The sequence below is a fragment of the Pseudomonas guariconensis genome (assembly GCF_024127895.1).
Lineage (GTDB): Bacteria > Pseudomonadota > Gammaproteobacteria > Pseudomonadales > Pseudomonadaceae > Aquipseudomonas > Aquipseudomonas guariconensis_B.
In genome coordinates this window covers 62,672-79,960 of the sequence record NZ_JAMYBK010000022.1, presented here as the reverse complement: position 1 = coordinate 79,960, position 17,289 = coordinate 62,672, and the positions used below count along the sequence as shown (strand labels likewise).

15 protein-coding genes and 1 other RNA gene are annotated in these 17,289 nt (G+C 63.6%); 6 read left to right on the top strand and 10 right to left on the bottom strand.

The window, feature by feature from the left end:
- Positions 1 to 205: 205 nt before the first annotated feature.
- From NJF35_RS19780 to NJF35_RS19750, 7 genes are all read right to left on the bottom strand, one after another.
- Complete coding sequence (locus NJF35_RS19780) at positions 206 to 1,711, bottom strand: YfjI family protein (protein ID WP_253091398.1); 1,506 nt, start codon at positions 1,709 to 1,711, stop codon at positions 206 to 208.
- Positions 1,708 to 1,956 (bottom strand): helix-turn-helix transcriptional regulator, encoded by a 249-nt coding sequence (locus NJF35_RS19775; protein WP_021205333.1) that lies wholly within the window; start codon positions 1,954 to 1,956, stop codon positions 1,708 to 1,710. The genes NJF35_RS19780 and NJF35_RS19775 overlap by 4 nt, the downstream gene beginning before the upstream one ends.
- Before the next feature lie 242 nt (positions 1,957 to 2,198).
- Positions 2,199 to 2,589, bottom strand: a transfer-messenger RNA (tmRNA) gene (gene ssrA, locus NJF35_RS19770).
- A gap of 99 nt (positions 2,590 to 2,688) precedes the next feature.
- Positions 2,689 to 2,982: a hypothetical protein gene (locus NJF35_RS19765; RefSeq protein WP_225790281.1), complete on the bottom strand. Its 294-nt coding sequence runs from the start codon at positions 2,980 to 2,982 to the stop codon at positions 2,689 to 2,691.
- 232 nt (positions 2,983 to 3,214) lie between these two features.
- The gene (locus NJF35_RS19760) at positions 3,215 to 6,025 is read right to left on the bottom strand and encodes an FAD-binding and (Fe-S)-binding domain-containing protein (RefSeq protein WP_253091397.1); all 2,811 of its coding nucleotides are present in this window, start codon (positions 6,023 to 6,025) and stop codon (positions 3,215 to 3,217) included.
- A gap of 79 nt (positions 6,026 to 6,104) precedes the next feature.
- Positions 6,105 to 7,250 carry an FMN-dependent L-lactate dehydrogenase LldD gene (gene lldD / locus NJF35_RS19755; protein ID WP_225790279.1) on the bottom strand — a complete coding sequence of 382 codons (1,146 nt, stop codon included), beginning with the start codon at positions 7,248 to 7,250 and terminating at the stop codon, positions 6,105 to 6,107.
- Between the two features lie 69 nt (positions 7,251 to 7,319).
- The gene (locus NJF35_RS19750; RefSeq protein WP_253080730.1) at positions 7,320 to 8,990 is read right to left on the bottom strand and encodes a lactate permease LctP family transporter; all 1,671 of its coding nucleotides are present in this window, start codon (positions 8,988 to 8,990) and stop codon (positions 7,320 to 7,322) included.
- 255 nt (positions 8,991 to 9,245) lie between these two features.
- Here NJF35_RS19750 and NJF35_RS19745 point away from each other — a divergent pair, with 255 nt between their 5' ends.
- Entirely contained in the window at positions 9,246 to 10,013 is a 768-nt protein-coding gene (locus NJF35_RS19745; RefSeq protein WP_225790277.1) for an FCD domain-containing protein, read from the top strand.
- Between the two features lie 150 nt (positions 10,014 to 10,163).
- On the opposite strand, the gene smpB is transcribed toward NJF35_RS19745, so the two are convergent.
- The gene (gene smpB / locus NJF35_RS19740) at positions 10,164 to 10,646 is read right to left on the bottom strand and encodes an SsrA-binding protein SmpB (RefSeq protein ID WP_225790276.1); all 483 of its coding nucleotides are present in this window, start codon (positions 10,644 to 10,646) and stop codon (positions 10,164 to 10,166) included.
- Positions 10,647 to 10,808: 162 nt separating this feature from the next.
- Between smpB and NJF35_RS19735 the strand changes: the two genes are divergently transcribed.
- Together NJF35_RS19735 and NJF35_RS19730 are read left to right on the top strand one after the other, a co-directional pair.
- Entirely contained in the window at positions 10,809 to 11,243 is a 435-nt protein-coding gene (locus tag NJF35_RS19735) for a type II toxin-antitoxin system RatA family toxin (protein ID WP_225790275.1), read from the top strand.
- Complete coding sequence (locus NJF35_RS19730) at positions 11,236 to 11,544, top strand: RnfH family protein (RefSeq protein WP_225790274.1); 309 nt, start codon at positions 11,236 to 11,238, stop codon at positions 11,542 to 11,544. The genes NJF35_RS19735 and NJF35_RS19730 overlap by 8 nt, the downstream gene beginning before the upstream one ends.
- A 49-nt stretch (positions 11,545 to 11,593) precedes the next feature.
- On the opposite strand, the gene NJF35_RS19725 is transcribed toward NJF35_RS19730, so the two are convergent.
- On the bottom strand, positions 11,594 to 12,115 hold the full coding sequence (locus NJF35_RS19725; RefSeq protein WP_225790273.1) for an outer membrane protein assembly factor BamE: 522 nt from the start codon (positions 12,113 to 12,115) through the stop codon (positions 11,594 to 11,596).
- Between the two features lie 97 nt (positions 12,116 to 12,212).
- Between NJF35_RS19725 and fur the strand changes: the two genes are divergently transcribed.
- Positions 12,213 to 12,617, top strand: coding sequence for a ferric iron uptake transcriptional regulator (gene fur / locus NJF35_RS19720; protein ID WP_225790272.1), 405 nt, complete (start codon positions 12,213 to 12,215; stop codon positions 12,615 to 12,617).
- A 148-nt stretch (positions 12,618 to 12,765) separates the two neighbouring features.
- Here the strand turns inward: fur and recN are convergent, their stop codons facing one another.
- Positions 12,766 to 14,439 carry a DNA repair protein RecN gene (gene recN / locus NJF35_RS19715; protein WP_225790271.1) on the bottom strand — a complete coding sequence of 558 codons (1,674 nt, stop codon included), beginning with the start codon at positions 14,437 to 14,439 and terminating at the stop codon, positions 12,766 to 12,768.
- 192 nt (positions 14,440 to 14,631) lie between these two features.
- Here recN and grpE point away from each other — a divergent pair, with 192 nt between their 5' ends.
- Positions 14,632 to 15,186 carry a nucleotide exchange factor GrpE gene (grpE, locus tag NJF35_RS19710; RefSeq protein ID WP_225790270.1) on the top strand — a complete coding sequence of 185 codons (555 nt, stop codon included), beginning with the start codon at positions 14,632 to 14,634 and terminating at the stop codon, positions 15,184 to 15,186.
- A 101-nt stretch (positions 15,187 to 15,287) separates the two neighbouring features.
- Positions 15,288 to 17,210: a molecular chaperone DnaK gene (dnaK, locus tag NJF35_RS19705; RefSeq protein WP_253091396.1), complete on the top strand. Its 1,923-nt coding sequence runs from the start codon at positions 15,288 to 15,290 to the stop codon at positions 17,208 to 17,210.
- Positions 17,211 to 17,289: the final 79 nt, after the last annotated feature.

Genomic DNA, 17,289 nt, shown 5'->3' with positions numbered 1-17,289 from the left:
GCTATATCCCGCCTGCGGAGGCTGAGGCAAACTTCCACCAGCAGCAAACAGATCAGGCCGTGGCGGCCTGACTTAAACGAAACGGCCTCCACGAAACCCGGGGTGATTCAACCAGGAAAAGGGTGCCTACAAAACCTACAGAACTTAGTTTCGTAGGTTCTGTAGGTTGTCCTACCGGCCTTTTGGTAAACAGGTTGGGTCGAGGCTACGTTTTTCGCCAGATGTAGCGTGTTGATGGGCGGCCACCTTTTTCTCCGGCCACCTCGTAGCCAATGATTAAGTCGTGTTCAGCCAGAACTGCGAGTGCGTTGTTCACAGCGTCCTGCGAGCCCAATCCCATCCAGTCCTTCTGACGCACCTCGCGTGGGGTAAACGGTTCGGGTAATTTCTGCTGACGCTCCAGGATCAGCCTGGCACCGAGTAGTGGGGCGTTGATAGCTGCGCCGTAGAGTCGCAAGGCATGGCTCATCAGGTAGCTCGCCCAGTTAATGGCGCGGGACGTGGACTCTGTGCCCACGGCTTTCTGTCCACCTTCGACCAGTTCGAACAGTAGGGCCAACCCCGCAATGGTCTGCGGCATTTTTAGATAATGGGATTGCAATGCTGGGTGAAGTTCTTCGCTCCGGCTTTGTTGCATATGATGCGTATACCAGGCGTTAAATATCTCCTGTGCTTCCGGGCTGAACCTGAGAGCAGCACGGGGCTCGGATGGGAGCTGGTCGAGGTGGTTAATGATCTGCTCCACGTGCTCAGCGGCAGCTTGGTTCGGCCAGCGATCGATCAGACGCCACTCACGAATGTCGTCGGGATAGACGGCGAGTTGTAGGCGCTGAATCAGGCCGTCATCCACTTCGCCGCTGATCGCGGCGTTCACCAGGGAAGCGATTCGTGAGGGTTGGATTCCGCCTATCAGCGATAAACAACATGACTCGATGAACAGGGTGCCTCGGCCAATACGATCGTAGGTAAATGAGCCGTTGCCATCGAAGCACTCCAGGTAGAAAGCGCGTGCCACTGAGCCGTCCTCGCTCTGTATTGTTGCGAGCCAGCCCCCGAGCTCGTCACGTACTAGCAGCAGGCCATTTGGGTTTTCGTTGAGCAGCTCACCGAGCTTTTCTACCGTTGAGTCGTTGACGGTGTAACGACGCTGCACTGGAGGCAGCACATCACTCGAAACCTTGGTGAGTTCCTCCCGCGCTCCGGGTTTGTCGCCGCTGCCTATAAGTTTCGTGGCCTTGCTCTTAGCAGCCTTGCGCTCGATGTCGAGCAGCTCACTGTTGGTCCTGTAGTCCTCCAACGCCATGGAGTGCCGATTTCGCTCTCTTGTCTCCAATGCGTCCAAGGGACGAAGCGCTTGCTTGAGCGCTGGTGTTTTCATCGCAGACGGTCGTCCAATGATGACTCCCCATTGGTTGGGAACGACAGTCCAATCATCATGCTGTTTCGGGTGGATGGTGAATTTGCGCCCGACCACGGCGCTGACAGCAACTACAAGCGCGACCCCAACAAAATCCGGCGGGCACTGGGTTCGCTCAGCGACATCCCGCACGTATTCTTGAAGAACAGCAGGCAGTAGCTCTCCACGCCAGGGCATAACCCTGGCCAATCCGCTCGGCAGTGGCTTTGGCACGATGCTTGGATTCAGATACGAAGCACGTGCTGCCTCGGGCATTTCCGCCAAGAACGACGGTATCTGCTCGTGTGTGGTCATTGCTCATCTCTCTCAGAGAGAGCCCGAGTGACTCCATCACGCTCGCTGATCTTGCTCTCCAGCCAGGCTTCCACCTCCGCGACGACGAAGTAAACGCCAGCCTGTTTGCTCGGGCCAAACTTGATGGGGCGAGGGAAGCTGGGGTCGCTTTCGCGCAGCTTCTCGAGCCCAGAGCGGCTCTTGTCAAAGCAGTGCTGCAGGGAGGCGTGACTGATCAGGTACTTCTTGGGGGCATGTGTCGGCATGTGTGGGTCTCTGTGTGTAAGCCGACACAGATTTAATATCCCTGCCAGACCGCTGTGGCTCGATTTCAAACCGAAAAATCGTCGGAAAACGCAATCACGGTTGATGCGATGGGGCATGGCCGCAGATGTGGAATGGGCTAGGAGGCTGTCATAAAGCTGGCATTACCGAGCCAAAACAACCCATTTAGGCGCAAAAAAGGCACTTGCGAGATCCGCTAAGTGCCTGATTTGTAAGGATTATTTGGTGGAGCCGGGGGGATTTGAACCCCCGTCCGCCAGTACTCCGCTGTCGGTACTACATGCTTAGCCGTGTCTACTGAGTTAACCCGCAGCCGCCCGACGGGCAGGGTGCTTTGGGCGAGTTGTGTAAGTTTTAGCCACTTCGTCCACAACGTACTACGCGGCGATCCTGTTCTGTATGACAATCACTTCGGGTTTACAGGCATCCCCTGGTGATTGCTGGAGCCGAAGCTACCAGGAGAGCGGGCTCGGCTGCTTACGCAGCGAGAGCGTAGCCCTCGTAGTTTTCGTCATTGGCAACTATAAAAGTTGCAACAGTGGATTTACGAGTTCTGTTACCAACTCGGCATGCACCTAGAGTTTCGCTACCGGCGTCGAATCCTAATCGGCCCCACGCATCAGCTCTAGCTGACGTGCCTTTCGACACGTGCGGTGGAGTATACGCCTTTGTGCGGGCGACGTCGACTGCTGGTCCGGTCGCCCGCGCGGCGCTCAGGCACCGCTGCCGCCGGAAGGGCCGCTGCCTTTGTCGGTTTTCTCCATGCGCTCGAGCACTTTGCTGGTGATGGCGATGCATTCCTTGGTGTCGCCGGCGGCCTGGGCTGCCTTGGCTTTGTCGACGTGCTCGGTGATGGCTTTGTCCAGGCCCTCGGAGGTGGCGCCGATGGTGGCCATGTTGTCGTCGATCTTCTGCAGGTTGAGGGTGCAGAGGTCCTCGTCGGCGAACACCGGCGAGGCCAGTAGGGTCGCGGCCGCGAAGAGGGCGGAAAGCGCAGTACCTTTCATGGGTGTCTCCTTCTGGAAGGCCTCTGGAAGGTGGGCCTGATCGGTGGACTGCGGGGGATTTGCGGGGGTTCCATCGGGGTGATGGCTCGGGGCGGTGTCGTTTGGGCGGTGGATGACGTGGTGAGCTTTCGGGCCCATTCGCCGGCAAGCCGGCTTGCACAGGTCCAATGGGGCGCACAGATCGTGCGCCATGCAGAGGATTCTGGGGGCTGGCTTGCCGCGGCTCCGAGGGTCAGAGGCTACGTGGGCGTGTCACGCGGTCCACCAGGTAGACCAGGCCGTGGTAGTCGATCCCGCTATGGCTCGACAAGCCGATCTCGCACGTGCGGCTGGTGGAGATCCCTTCGCTGCAATACTGCACCGCGTCCTTCAGGCTGCGCAGGGAGTGGGCATTGAGCTCTGGCGTAGTGAAGCCCTTGTCGCCGGCGAACCCGCAGCAATGGATGCCTTCGGGGATCACCACCTGCTTGCTGCAGCGCCGTGCCAGGTCGATCAGCGCCTGGCTCTCGCCCAGGTGCTGGGTGCTGCAGGTCACGTGGACGGCCACCGGTTCGTCCTGAGGGGTGAACTCCAGGCGCTCGAGCAGGTGGGTGCGGATGAAGCGCACCGGGTCGTACAGGTCCAGGCGGGTGTCGCCCAGGTCCTGGACCAGGCGCAGGATGCAGGGGCTGGTGTCGCAGTAGATCGGATCGAGGCCGCCGCGGCTGGCGTGGAGCAGGGCGTTGATCAGTTCCTGGCGCTTGTGCTCGGCCTGTTCCGGGTAGCCCTTGGAGGCGAATGGCTGGCCACAGCAGAGGTTGTCGGCGTTGTCGGGGAATACCACCTGGTAGCCGGCCTTCTCCAGCAGGGCGCGGGTCTTGTCGAGCAGCGAGCTCTGTTCGCGGTCGGCGTAGGCCGGGCCCATCACCCGTGACACGCAGGCGGCGAGGTACACCACGCGCGGGCGGGCGTCGTTGCCCGCCGGCCCGAATGCCAGCGGGCGCAGGGGCTGGGGCATGGCCGGGGTCCACTGGGGCAGGCGGCCTTTGCTGGCCTTGCTCAGGGATGTGCTCAGGCGGCTCAGGCGCGGGGCGCCGAGCAGCTTGCGTGCGCCGTTGGCGGCAGCCAGTGTCAGGCGGGCACCGCGCAGGGCGGTGTGGAAGTGCCCGGCCAGCCAGTCGGCGGCCTTGTCGTGCCCGGCGGCCTGGCTGCGCAGCTTCTTCACCAACTCGCCGGTATTGATGCCGACCGGGCAGCGCTGGGCGCACAGGCCGGTGGCGGCGCAGGTGTCGATGCCCTGGTACTGGTAGGTTTCGAGCAATTCGCGGGTGTCGAGGCCGGCGCGTTGCTTGGCTTGGATGTCACGCCACATGACGATGCGCTGGCGTGGGCTCAGGGTCAGCCCCTTGGAGGGACATACCGGCTCGCAGAAGCCGCACTCGATGCACTTGTCGACGATCTCGTCGGCGGCCGGCAGGGGCTTCAAGTGCTTGAGGTGGATGTCTGGGTCTTCGCTGAGCACCACGTCGGGGTTGAGGATGCCGTTGGGGTCGAGCAGGCGCTTGAGCGTCCACATCAGCTGGTAGGCGTCATGGCCCCACTCCAGTTCGACGAAGGGCGCCATGTTGCGGCCGGTGCCGTGCTCGGCTTTGAGCGAGCCGCCGAACTCCACCGCCACCAACTGCGCCACGTCGTCCATGAAGACCTGGTAGCGCGCCACTTCCTCGGCGCTGTTGAAGCCTTGGGTGAAGACGAAGTGCAGGTTGCCCTCCAGGGCATGGCCGAAGATGATCGCCTCGTCGTAACGGTGCTTGTCGAACAGCTGGAGCAGGCGGTTGACGCCCTCGGCCAGTTGCTCGATGGGGAAGGTGACATCTTCGATGATCACCGTGGTGCCGGTCTGGCGCACGGCGCCGACGGCGGGGAAGGTGTCCTTGCGGATTTTCCACAGCTGGTTGTACACAGCCGGGTCTTCGCTGAAGTCGACGCACTGCTCCAGCGGGAAGTCGGCGATGGAGGCCATGATCTGCTGCAACTGCTCATGCAGCAGGCTCTGGCTGCCCGCGCGAGACTCGATCAGCAAGGCACAGGCATTGCCCGACAGGCCTTTCACCCAGATGGGCATGCCTGGCATGTCCTGGACCGAGCGCAGGCTGCGGCGGTCGAGCAGTTCCACGGCGGAAACCGGCTGGCGCTTGAGCACGGTGACGGCGCGGCAGCAGCTTTCCACGCTGGGGAAGACCAGCAGCGCGCTGGCTTTGTGCGGGTGGTCGGGCACGGTGTCGTAGGTGACCGCGCTGATGAAGCCGAGGGTGCCTTCGGAGCCGACCAGCAGGTGCTGGAGGATGTCCAGCGGCTGGTCGTAGTCCACCAGTGCATTGAGCGACAGCCCCGTGGTGTTCTTCAGCCGGTACTTGTGCCGGATCCGCTCGGCCAGCGCCGTGTTGGCGCGGGTCTCGCGGCCGAGGCGGGCGAGGGCTTCCAGCAGGTCGGCGTGGCTCTGCTCGAACGCCGCGACGCTGGCCGGGTCCTCGCTGTCCAGGCGGGTGCCATCGGCCAGTACCAGGCGCATGCCGGCCAGGGTGTGGTAGGTGTTCTGCGCCGTGCCGCAGCACATGCCGCTGGCGTTGTTGGCGACGATGCCGCCGATCTTGCAGGCATTGATCGAGGCCGGGTCGGGGCCGATCTTGCGCCCGTAGGGGGCGAGCCAGGCGTTGGCCTGGGCACCGATGACCCCGGGCTGCAGGCGGATCTGTTCGCCCTGGCCGCGGATTTCCTTGCCGCCCCAGTTGTCGCCGAGGACGATCAGCACCGAGTCGCTGATGGCCTGGCCGGAGAGGCTAGTGCCGGCGGCGCGGAAGGTCACCGGCACGCGCTCGCGCTGGGCCAGGTGGATCAGGCCGACGACTTCGTCTTCGGACTCGACACGTACCACCAGCTTGGGGATCAGCCGGTAGAAGCTGGCGTCGGTGCCGAAGGCCAGGGTCGAGGTCGGGTCGTCGAAACGGCGTTCGGCGGGGATCAGGCGCTTGACATCACGCAGGAACGCGGCTGGCAGGCTCATGCTATCTCCTCGCGGGGCCGCGGCGTCTGGTGCGCCGCGTGTCCCGGTCAATCAGGCGGTGTGTCGTGGGGCGCGGCTATCAGGCGCCCAGTTCGCGGACCAGCGAGTCGCGGGTGATTTCACTGATGGACTTGGCGCCGGTCAGCACCATGGCCACGCGCATCTCCTTCTCGAACAGGTCGAGCAGGTTCTTCACCCCGGCCTCGCCGTGGGTGGCCAGGGCGTAGAGGAAGGCGCGGCCGATCAGCACGCTGTCGGCGCCCAGGGCGATCATGCGCACCACGTCCAGGCCGCTGCGGATGCCGGAGTCGGCGAGGATCGTCAGGTCGCCCTTGACCGCGTCGGCGATCGCCGGCAGGGCCCGGGCGCTGGACAGCACGCCGTCGAGCTGGCGGCCGCCGTGGTTGGAGACGACGATGCCGTCGGCGCCGAATTTCACCGCGTCCTTGGCATCTTCCGGATCGAGGATGCCCTTGATGATCATCGGGCCGTCCCAGAATTCACGGATCCATTCCAGGTCCTTCCAGGAGATGGAGGGGTCGAAGTTGGCGCCCAGCCAGCCGATGTAGTCGGCCAGGCCCGTGGGGTTGCCACGGTACTTGGAGATATTGCCCAGGTCGTGCGGGCGGCCCAGCAGGCCGACATCCAGCGCCCATTGCGGGTGGGTCATGGCCTGCCAGACGCGGCGCAGCGGGGCGTTCGGGCCGCTCATGCCGGAATGGGCATCGCGGTAGCGGGCGCCGGGTACTGGCATGTCGACGGTGAACACCAGGGTCTTGACCCCGGCGGCCTTGGCCCGCTCCAGGGCGTTGCGCATGAAGCCGCGGTCCTTGAGCACGTACAGCTGGAACCACATGGGCCGGTCGATGGCCGGGGCGACTTCCTCGATCGGGCACACCGATACCGTCGACAGGGTGAAGGGAATGCCCTTGGCCGCTGCCGCACGGGCTGCTTGGACCTCGCCACGGCGGGCGTACATGCCGGTCAGGCCGACCGGGGCCAGGGCCACGGGCATGCTCAGGGTTTCGTCGAACAGCCGCGTCTCGAGGCTCAGCTCGGACATGTTCTTCAGCACGCGCTGGCGCAGGGCGATGCCGGCCAGGTCCTCGACGTTGTGGCGCAGGGTGTACTCGGCGTAGGCGCCACCGTCGGCGTAGTGGAACAGGAAGGGGGGCAGCTTGCGTTGGGCCGCGGCGCGATAGTCGGTGGAGGCGGAAATGATCATGGGGTCTCGCTGCAAAGGTGGAGAGGGGCGGCTGCCGGGCGCGACAGGGCGCGCCCGGCCCCTTTCACTTTAGTGATGAACCAGCATGCCGGTCAGCCAGTAGGCCTGGACCAGGGTGATCAGGCCGACGATGGTGGCGAAGAACAGGCTGTGCTTGACGGTGAAGCGGAACAGGTCCGATTCCTTGCCGACCAGGCCGGTGGCGGCGCAGGCCACGGCGATGGACTGTGGCGAAATCATCTTGCCGGTCACGCCACCGCTGGTGTTGGCGGCCACCAGCAGGGTGTCGTTGACCCCGATCTGGTGAGCAGTGGTGGCCTGCAGCGAGCCGAACAAGGCGTTGGACGAGGTGTCGGAACCGGTCAGGAACACGCCCAGCCAGCCGAGGAACGGCGAGAAGAACGGGAACGCGGCGCCGGTGCCGGCCAGGACCAGGGCCATGGTCGAGGACATGCCCGAATAGTTGGTGACGAAAGCGAAGGCCAGGACCATGCCGATCGACAGGATCGGCCAGCGCAGCTCCCAGAAGGTTTCCTTCAAAGTGGTCAGACCAGTTTTGACGTTGATCTTCAGCACGGCCATCGACAGCAGCGCGGAGATGAAGATCGCGGTACCGGTGGCGGAGATCGGGTCGAACTTGAACACGGCCGCGATCGCGGTCGGGGTGGCGGCGATCGGCGCGCCTTTCATCACCAGTTGGTCCAGGTGCGGGATGGCGAAGTTGAACACGAAGTCGTACATCGCGCCGCCCGGGGCGAACGCGGCCTTGAACGGCTTGAGGGTCCAGATCGTCACCAGCACGGTGAGGATCAGGAACGGCGACCAGGCCTTGAAGATCTCGCCCAGGCTGTAGGGCGAAGGCTGGCTGCCGCCGGTGCTGACCACGGCGGCGCCGACGCTGCCCTTGGCTTCGGCGAACGAGCGCTTGGGTTGCCAGACCTTGAGGAACAGGGTCAGGGCGATCAGGCTGGCCAGGGCCGAGGTGATGTCCGGCAGTTCGGGGCCGATGAAGTTCGAGGTGAAGTACTGGGTGACGGCGAAGCTCAGGCCGGCCACCAGAGCGGCAGGCCAGGTTTCCTTCACGCCGCGCACGCCATCCATCATGAACACCAGCCAGAACGGCACGAACAGCGACAGTAGCGGCAGCTGGCGACCGGTCATGGCGCCGATGTCGAAGGCGTCGATGCCGGTCACCTGGCCGGCGACGATGATCGGGATGCCCAGTGCGCCGAAGGCTACCGGCGCGGTGTTGGCGATCAGACACAGGCCGGCGGCGTACAGCGGGTTGAAGCCCAAGCCTACCAGCAGCGCGGCAGTGATGGCCACCGGGGCGCCGAAACCGGCGGCGCCTTCGAGGAAGGCACCGAAGCAGAAGCCGATCAGCAGCACCTGCAGGCGCTGGTCGTCGGTGATCGACAGCACCGAACTGCGGATCACCTCGAACTGGCCGCTCTTGACCGTGAGTTTGTAGAGGAACACCGCGGCGACGATGATCCAGGCAATGGGCCACAAGCCGTAGAGGAAGCCATAGCCGGCGGCGGCCAGCGCCATGTCGACAGGCATCTGGAAGGCGAAGATCGCCACCAGGATCGACAGGGCAAGGGTGATGCTGCCGGCGACATGGCCTTTGAGGCGGAACACGGCCAGGGCGAGGAAGAAGAACACGATAGGGATGACGGCCGCCAGAGCGGACAGGCCAAGGCTCCCCAGGGGGGTATAGAGCTGTTGCCAGGTTTGCATAGTGGGATGGCCCCTAATTGTTGTTGGTCAAGCACTGGCATTGGATAATTGGTAAGACCAATTTACAATGACTGGTCGCTAGGTTAAAAGCGTGGTTGTGGCCGTGTCAATTTGTCCTGGGGAAAACTTTGGTCGGATATCGATGAGCGGGTATCTGGTAGCCCTGGAAAATCGTCATCTGATGGGTGTCGAGGCGGCGCGGATGGGCCAGAATAGGCGCCCCCCGGAATCCGCGGGGTTTGTGGAGAGCATGTGATGGTTTTTGATCAGGTCCGCCAGCGGCGCCTGTCCGACGACATCGTCGATCGGTTGGAAGGGATGATTCTCGAGGGCACCTTGACCTCGGGGCAGCGCTTGCCAGCCGAGCGCGCCCTGGCCGAGCAGTTCGGCGTGTCCCGCCCTTCGTTGCGCGAGGCGATCCAGAAGCTGGTGGCCAAGGGGTTGCTGGTCAGCCGCCAGGGCGGTGGCAACTATGTCGCCGAGACGCTGGGCTCGACCTTCAGCGACCCACTGCTGCAATTGCTCGAGCACAGCCCCGAGGCCCAGCGCGACCTGCTTGAGTTCCGCCACACCCTGGAGGCTTCCTGCGCCTACTATGCCGCCCAGCGCGCCACCGAGCCGGACCGCGACCGGCTCAAGGCGGCTTTCGACGCCTTGCAGGACTGCTATGCACGGGCCGACGAGGTCAGTCGGGCGGAGGAAGGGGCGGCCGATGCGCGTTTTCACCTGGCCATTGCCGAGGCCAGCCATAACGCGGTGTTGCTGCACACCATCCGCGGATTGTTCGACCTGCTCAAGCGCAACGTGGTGACCAATATCGGCGGCATGTACCAACAGCGTGCGGAGACCCGCGACATGCTGATCAGCCAGCATCGCGAGCTGTATCAGGCGATTGTCGAGGGGCGGGCGGACGATGCCCGGGAGGTGTCGAGCCGGCACATCCTGTATGTGCAGGAAGTGTTGCAGGAGGCGCAGCAGGAGGCCCGGCGGGTGGCGCGGGCGGAGCGGCGCAACGGCTGCTAGGGCATTGCCGGGAGGCCTTGGGGCTGGCTAGTCAGACGGTGCCTGGAGCCTTGGGGCTGCTGTGCAGCCCAAAGGCTGGGTAATCTCTCACAGAGCCCTCTGCATGGCACATGATGTGTGAGCGTCGCCGTCCCCTGGGCCAGAACAGGCCTACTCGTCGCGGCCTTTGCTGCGCACGGCGCGCTGGATCTCGCGGTTGGAGTCGCGCTCGCGTTGGGTGTCGCGCTTGTCGTATTCCTTCTTGCCCTTGCCAAGCGCGATCTCGCACTTGATCAGGTGCTTGCTCCAGTACAGCGCCATGGCCACGCAGGTGTAGCCCTTTTGCGCCACGGCCGCTTCCAGGCGCTCGAGCTCGCGCTTGTTCAGCAGCAGCTTGCGAGTACGGGTAGGGTCGGCGATGACGTGGGTGCTGGCGGTGGTCAGCGGGGTGATGTGGCTGCCGAACAGCCAGGCTTCGCCATCCTTGAGCAGCACGTAGCTGTCGGTCAGGTGCGCCTTGCCGGCCCGCAGGCTCTTTACTTCCCAGCCAGACAGGACCAGCCCGGCCTCGAACTTGTGCTCGATGAAGTAATCGTGTCGCGCCTTCTTGTTCAGCGCGATGGTCCCGGTCGGATGTTTCTTTTGCTTAGCCATAGGGGCGGCATTATAGGGAGTCGCCGCGCCGCCGGCTACGGGGTTTAGGTGTGCTTGAGCCTGTAGGACGAATCCCGGACAATGCAGACCCTGTTCTGTTGAACAGAACCGTTTTCGATGCGCTGAGAAGCGCTGCCGCCCAGTCTTGGAAGTGACGCCTGGATGACTACCCATATTCAACGCTCCGCCCTGCTGCCGTACCCCGCCCAGGCGCTCTACGATCTGGTCAACGATGTGGCCAGTTACCCGCAATTCCTGCCCTGGTGCTCGGCCTCGACGGTGCTCGAGGTCAGCGATACGCACATGCGGGCGAAGCTGGAAGTGGCCAAGGGCGGGATCAGCCAGCAGTTCGTCACGAACAATGTGCTGGTGCCGGGGCAATCGATCGAGATGAACCTGGAGGAAGGGCCGTTCACCCAACTGCATGGCCTGTGGATCTTCAAGCCATTGGGCGAAAAGGCCTGCAAGATCAGCCTCGACTTGTCCTTCGACTATGCCGGGCCCCTGGTGCGTGCCACCCTCGGCCCGTTGTTCAACCAGGCGGCCAATACCCTGGTCGATGCCTTCTGCCAGCGGGCCAAGCAACTCAATGCCTGAGGCCCTCGTGAACATCGAAGTCGCCTACGCCACGGCCGAGCGCCAGTGGCTGCTGGCCTGCGAGGTGCCGGCAGGGACCCGTGTCAGGGACGCATTGCGCCTGTCGGGCCTGGGTGAACAGGTGCCGGGGCTTGACCTGGCGTCCTGCCCGGTGGGGATTTTTGGCAAGGTGGTCAGCGATCCCGCTGAGCGCACGGTCGAGGAGGGCGATCGCCTGGAGGTGTATCGGCCATTGCTCGTCGATCCGAAGGAAGTGCGCAAGCAGCGAGCCGCCAAGGCGAAGGCGCAGCGCGGCGCCTGAGGGCTGAACGTCGCCATTGGGGCCGTGCCCGGCCCCAATGGCAGACAGCTTACTGCGGGGAGGTTTCCAGCGGTGCCGGCGTCGGGACCGGAGTGGTCTCGATGGTGTCGATCTCGCGTTGGATGGATTCTTCCAGCGAGCCTGGCTTGGCCGGCTTCTCTTCGGGCTGGCTCGGCTCGGTGGCCGGGCTGACGGTGGTGTCGCCGCTGCCGCCGAGGATCTCCTGGTCGCGGCTCACGCCTGGCATGAAGTCGCCAGACAGGCTTACCAACTGGTCGCTGTCATTGAAGAAGATGCTCATGCGCTCCTGCTGGCGCTGGCCGCCGCCGGGCTGCAGGCTGTAGAGGTAATCCCAGCGGTTGGTGTTGAAGGTGTCCTGGATCAGTGGGTTGCCCATGATAAACCTTACTTGCCGGCGGGTCATTCCGGGGCGTAATTGGTCTATCATGTCTTGCGTAACGACATTGCCCTGCTGGATGTCGATTTTGTAAACCCCGGGAAACGAGCAACCGGCGAGTGCGAGCAGTCCCACGAAGGTGAGGCTGGTTAGCAAGAGCTTGGTGTTTTGCATCGGTGGGCGACTTCCACTATCTTGGCTGGACAACGTAAACCCCGATCATACCCGTATTAAGAGAAGCTGCGAAGCAGCATCGGCGAGAAAGCTGACCATGGTTGAAAATAGCGAATTGCGCAAAGCCGGTCTCAAGGTGACCCTGCCTCGAGTCAAGATTCTTCAGATGCTCGACTCCACCGAGCAGCGTCACATGAGCGCCGAGGATGTCTACAAGGCGCTGATGGAAGCTGGCGAGGACGTCGGTCTGGCGACCGTCTATCGCGTCCTGACCCAGTTCGAAGCGGCGGGTCTGGTGGTTCGCCATAACTTCGACGGCGGTCACGCGGTATTCGAGCTGGCTGATAGCGGCCACCACGACCATATGGTCAACGTGGATACCGGTGAAGTCATCGAGTTCGTGGATACCGAGATCGAGAAGCGCCAGAAACAGATCGTGACCGACCATGGTTACGAGTTGGTGGACCATAACCTGGTCCTGTATGTGCGCAAGAAAAAGTAACGATTTGTTCGTTATCTAAAGCAAAGGCGGCCTTCGGGTCGCCTTTGTGCTTTTGGGGTGCCAGCCGTCTTTGGGGCCGCTTCGTAGCCCCTGGCATTTGCCAGGTTCAACGAGCCCGTTTCGATTCAGGAACGCCGGGCGACAACTGTCAGGCCTTGCCAGACACCACCATCTTGCGCGCATGGGCCAGTGATTCCTTGGTCAGGTCGATGCCGCCGAGCATCCGCGCCACTTCCTCGACCCGCTCGCGTTTGCCCAGGTTGGCGACGGCGGTATGGGTGGTGTCGCTGTGGCGCACCTTGTGCACGAACAGGTGGCGATGCCCCTGGGCTGCCACCTGCGGCAGGTGGGTCACGGTCAGTACCTGGCCGCGCTCGCCCAGGCGTCGTAGCAACTGGCCGACGATTTCCGCGGTGGGGCCACCGATGCCCACGTCCACCTCGTCGAACACCAGGGTCGGGATGCGTGAGGTTTGCGCGGTGATCACCTGGATCGCCAGGCTGATACGTGACAGTTCGCCACCCGACGCCACCCTGGCCAGGCCCTTGAGCGGCTGGCCGGGGTTGGCGCTGACCAGCAGTTCGATCTGTTCCAGGCCATGGGGCGACAGTTCGCCCCCTTCGTTGGGCGTGAGTTCGATGCAGAAGCGCCCGCCGGGCATGCCCAGGCGCTGGATCTCCTGCTCGACGGCAGTGGCCAGTTGCCTGGCCGCTTGCTGGCGCAAGGCGCTCAGCTCGCCAGCCTTCTCCTGGTAGTGCTGGGCGTAGGCGGCCAGCTCCTCGCCCAGGCGTTCGATCGACTCGTCGCTGGCGTTCAGCCCTTCCAGCTCTTCCATCAGGCGCTGTTGCAGGTGCGGCAGCTCGGTCGGGTGCACGCGGTGCTTGCGCGCCAGGGTATAGATGGTGTCGAGCCGCTCCTCCAGGGCCTGCAGGCGCATGGGGTCGGCGTCGAAATGGTCGAGGAAACGGTTGAGCTCACCGACCGCTTCCTCGACCTGGATCTGCGCGCTGGCTATCAGGTTGACCGCCTCGCCCAGGGCCTTGGGCGCGTTGGCCACGGCGGTCAGGCGGTTGAGGCTGGCGGTCAGGGCGCTGAGCACGTTGCCCGAGTCGCTCTCGCTGCACTGGTCGATGACCTGGCGGCAGATGCCGAACAGCGCCTCGGCATTGGTCAGGTTCTTGTGCTCCTGCTCCAGCTGTTCCAGCTCGTTCTCGCCAAGGCCGAGGTTGTCCAGCTCTTCCAGCTGGTAGCTGAGCAGTTGGTGGCGGGCGCGCTGTTCGTCGCCGGAGTTGGACAGGCGCTCCAGTTCCTGGCGGGTCTGGCGCCAGCGCTGGGCGGCCAGGTGCACCTGGCGGGACAGGTCGATGGCGCCGGCGTACTCGTCCAGCAGGCGACGGTGAGTGTCGGTCTTGAGCAGTGACTGGTGCTCGTGCTGGCTGTGGATGTCGATCAGCAGTTCGCCAAGGGCCTTGAGGTCGCCGAGCGGGCAGGGTGTGCCGTTTATATAGCCGCGGCTGCGCCCTTCGGCGGTGATCACTCGGCGCAGGATGCAGGGGCCGTCGCTGTCCAGGTCGCGTTCGGCGAGCCAGGCCGTCGCCTCGGGGATGTCGACGAGATCGAAGGTGGCCAGGATGTCCGCCTTGCTCGCGCCAGGGCGCACCACGCCACTGTCGGCGCGGTCGCCGAGGGTCAGGCCCAGGGCATCGAGCATGATCGACTTGCCGGCGCCGGTTTCGCCGGTGATGACGGTCATGCCGCGGGCGAGTTCGAGGTCCAGGTGTTCGACGATGGCGTAGTTGTGGATGGACAGGTGCACCAGCATGAGGGCAGCTCCCGAAGTGTCGTGTCTGGTTATTTATACAGTGTTTTTTGTCGGGCTGACAATGCCCGCTCGGAGAATGCGCGCGCGTGCGGAAAACCCGCCTGCCCCTTGAACCTGGTTTTTCCGACCCCATATAGCCGGCAGACAAGGCGAGCCTGGCTCGCATACCCGAAATTGCGGAGGAGAGACCCGATGGCTGACGAACAGCTGGATGAGAAGAACCTTAACGCCGAAGAGGCTGGTGCAGAGGATCTCGGTGCCCGCGTACAGGTGCTCGAGGAGCAGCTGGCCGCCGCCAAGGACCAGTCCCTGCGCGCCGCCGCCGACCTGCAGAACATCCGTCGCCGTGCCGAGCAGGATGTCGAGAAGGCTCACAAGTTCGCCCTGGAGAAGTTCGCCGGCGACCTGCTGCCGGTGATCGACAGCCTGGAGCGCGGCCTGGAGCTGTCCAGTGCCGACGACGAAACCATCAAGCCGATGCGCGAAGGCATCGAGCTGACCCTGAAGATGTTCCACGACACCCTCAAGCGCTACAACCTCGAGGCGGTCGACCCGCACGGCGAACCGTTCAACGCCGAGCACCACCAGGCCATGGCCATGGAAGAGAGCGCCGAGGTTGAGCCCAACAGCGTGCTCAAAGTGTTCCAGAAGGGCTACCTGCTCAACGGCCGCTTGCTGCGCCCCGCCATGGTGGTGGTCAGCAAGGCGCCAGCGGCTCCTCAGCCATCGATCGATGAAAAGGCTTGAAATCCTTCCGGGCATCCCCATCTAGGTGTCAAGCATTCAAGTATTACCGCAGTTGGCCAATGTAGTCGCTGCAACCTAATTCAAGCTTCGGGAGAGTTAACATGGGCAAAATCATCGGTATCGACCTGGGGACCACCAACTCGTGCGTCTCCATCCTGGAAAACGGTAACGTCAAAGTCATCGAGAACGCCGAAGGCGCGCGCACCACGCCGTCGATCGTCGCCTACGCCAACGATGGCGAGATCCTGGTCGGCCAGTCGGCCAAGCGCCAGGCCGTCACCAACCCGCACAACACCCTCTTCGCCGTGAAGCGCCTGATCGGCCGCCGTTTCGAAGAAGATGTCGTGCAGAAAGACATCAAGCTGGTTCCGTACAAGATCGTCAAGGCCAACAACGGTGACGCCTGGGTCGAGGCCAACGGCAAGGAAATGGCTCCGCCACAGATCAGCGCCGAAGTCCTGAAGAAAATGAAGAAAACCGCCGAAGACTACCTCGGCGAGCCAGTCACCGAGGCGGTCATCACCGTACCGGCCTACTTCAACGACAGCCAGCGCCAGGCCACGAAGGATGCCGGTCGCATCGCCGGCCTGGACGTCAAGCGCATCATCAACGAGCCGACCGCTGCTGCACTGGCCTACGGCATGGACAAGGCCAAGGGCGACCACACCGTCATCGTCTATGACCTCGGTGGTGGTACCTTCGACGTTTCGGTCATCGAAATCGCCGAAGTCGACGGTGAGCACCAGTTCGAAGTACTGGCCACCAACGGCGACACCTTCCTGGGTGGCGAAGACTTCGACATGCGCCTGATCGACTACCTCGTCGACGAGTTCAAGAAAGAGTCCGGCATGGACCTGAAGAACGATCCGCTGGCCCTGCAGCGTCTGAAGGAAGCCGCTGAAAAGGCCAAGATCGAGCTGTCTTCCGCTCAGTCGACCGATGTCAACCTGCCGTACATCACCGCAGACGCGACCGGTCCTAAGCACCTGAACGTGAAGATCTCCCGCGCCAAGCTGGAGTCGTTGGTCGAAGACCTGGTCAACCGTACCATCGAGCCTTGCCGCATCGCCCTGAAGGACGCCGGCATCGACGCCAGCAAGATCCACGACGTGATCCTGGTCGGCGGCCAGACCCGTATGCCGCTGGTGCAGAAAGCCGTTGCCGACTTCTTCGGCAAGGAAGCGCGCAAGGACGTCAACCCGGACGAAGCGGTCGCCATGGGTGCCGCCATCCAGGGCGCGGTCCTGGCCGGTGACGTGAAGGACGTGCTGCTGCTGGACGTCAGCCCGCTGACCCTGGGTATCGAGACCATGGGTGGCGTGATGACCCCGCTGATCGAGAAGAACACCACCATCCCGACCAAGAAGTCGCAGGTGTTCTCCACCGCCGACGACAACCAGAGCGCCGTGACCATCCACGTGCTGCAGGGCGAGCGCAAGCAGGCCGCGCAGAACAAGTCGCTGGGCAAGTTCGACCTGGCCGACATCCCGCCGGCACCGCGTGGCGTTCCGCAGATCGAAGTGACCTTCGACATCGACGCCAACGGCATCCTGCACGTCGGCGCGAAGGACAAGGCCACCGGCAAGACCCAGTCGATCGTGATCAAGGCCAACTCCGGCCTGTCCGACGAGGAAATCGAGCGCATGGTGCGTGACGCCGAGGCCAACGCCGAGGAAGACCGCAAGTTCGAGGAGCTGGCCGCCGCCCGCAACCAGGGTGACGCGCTGGTCCACTCGACCCGCAAGATGGTCGCCGACGCCGGTGACAAGGTGACCGCCGAGGAGAAGGCCGCGATCGAAGCCGCCGTGGTTGCCCTGGAAGCCGCCGTCAAGGGCGACGACAAGGCTGCCATCGACGCCAAGGTCGAGGAGCTGTCCAAGGTCTCCGCGCCGGTTGCCCAGAAGATGTACGCCGAGCAGCAAGCTCAGCAGCCGCAGGGTGACGCCCAGCAGGCCGAACCGGAAGCCAAGCACGACGACGTGGTTGACGCCGAGTTCGAGGAAGTGAAAGACAACAAGCAGTAATCCCTGCACGTTGTCGGCCAGCCCAGCGCTGTTTGGCGTTGGGCTGGTAGGATGTCGCCGCGCGGGGGCTTGCTCCCGC

Excerpts from the sequence above, each read along its gene's own strand:
- NJF35_RS19780 (WP_253091398.1), bottom strand. The coding sequence starts at position 1,711 with ATGACCACACACGAGCAGATACCGTCGTTCTTGGCGGAAATGCCCGAG.
- NJF35_RS19775 (WP_021205333.1), bottom strand. The coding sequence starts at position 1,956 with ATGCCGACACATGCCCCCAAGAAGTACCTGATCAGTCACGCCTCCCTG.
- NJF35_RS19765 (WP_225790281.1), bottom strand. The coding sequence starts at position 2,982 with ATGAAAGGTACTGCGCTTTCCGCCCTCTTCGCGGCCGCGACCCTACTG.
- NJF35_RS19760 (WP_253091397.1), bottom strand. The coding sequence starts at position 6,025 with ATGAGCCTGCCAGCCGCGTTCCTGCGTGATGTCAAGCGCCTGATCCCC.
- lldD (WP_225790279.1), bottom strand. The coding sequence starts at position 7,250 with ATGATCATTTCCGCCTCCACCGACTATCGCGCCGCGGCCCAACGCAAG.
- NJF35_RS19750 (WP_253080730.1), bottom strand. The coding sequence starts at position 8,990 with ATGCAAACCTGGCAACAGCTCTATACCCCCCTGGGGAGCCTTGGCCTG.
- NJF35_RS19745 (WP_225790277.1), top strand. The coding sequence starts at position 9,246 with ATGGTTTTTGATCAGGTCCGCCAGCGGCGCCTGTCCGACGACATCGTC.
- smpB (WP_225790276.1), bottom strand. The coding sequence starts at position 10,646 with ATGGCTAAGCAAAAGAAACATCCGACCGGGACCATCGCGCTGAACAAG.
- NJF35_RS19735 (WP_225790275.1), top strand. The coding sequence starts at position 10,809 with ATGACTACCCATATTCAACGCTCCGCCCTGCTGCCGTACCCCGCCCAG.
- NJF35_RS19730 (WP_225790274.1), top strand. The coding sequence starts at position 11,236 with ATGCCTGAGGCCCTCGTGAACATCGAAGTCGCCTACGCCACGGCCGAG.
- NJF35_RS19725 (WP_225790273.1), bottom strand. The coding sequence starts at position 12,115 with ATGCAAAACACCAAGCTCTTGCTAACCAGCCTCACCTTCGTGGGACTG.
- fur (WP_225790272.1), top strand. The coding sequence starts at position 12,213 with ATGGTTGAAAATAGCGAATTGCGCAAAGCCGGTCTCAAGGTGACCCTG.
- recN (WP_225790271.1), bottom strand. The coding sequence starts at position 14,439 with ATGCTGGTGCACCTGTCCATCCACAACTACGCCATCGTCGAACACCTG.
- grpE (WP_225790270.1), top strand. The coding sequence starts at position 14,632 with ATGGCTGACGAACAGCTGGATGAGAAGAACCTTAACGCCGAAGAGGCT.
- dnaK (WP_253091396.1), top strand. The coding sequence starts at position 15,288 with ATGGGCAAAATCATCGGTATCGACCTGGGGACCACCAACTCGTGCGTC.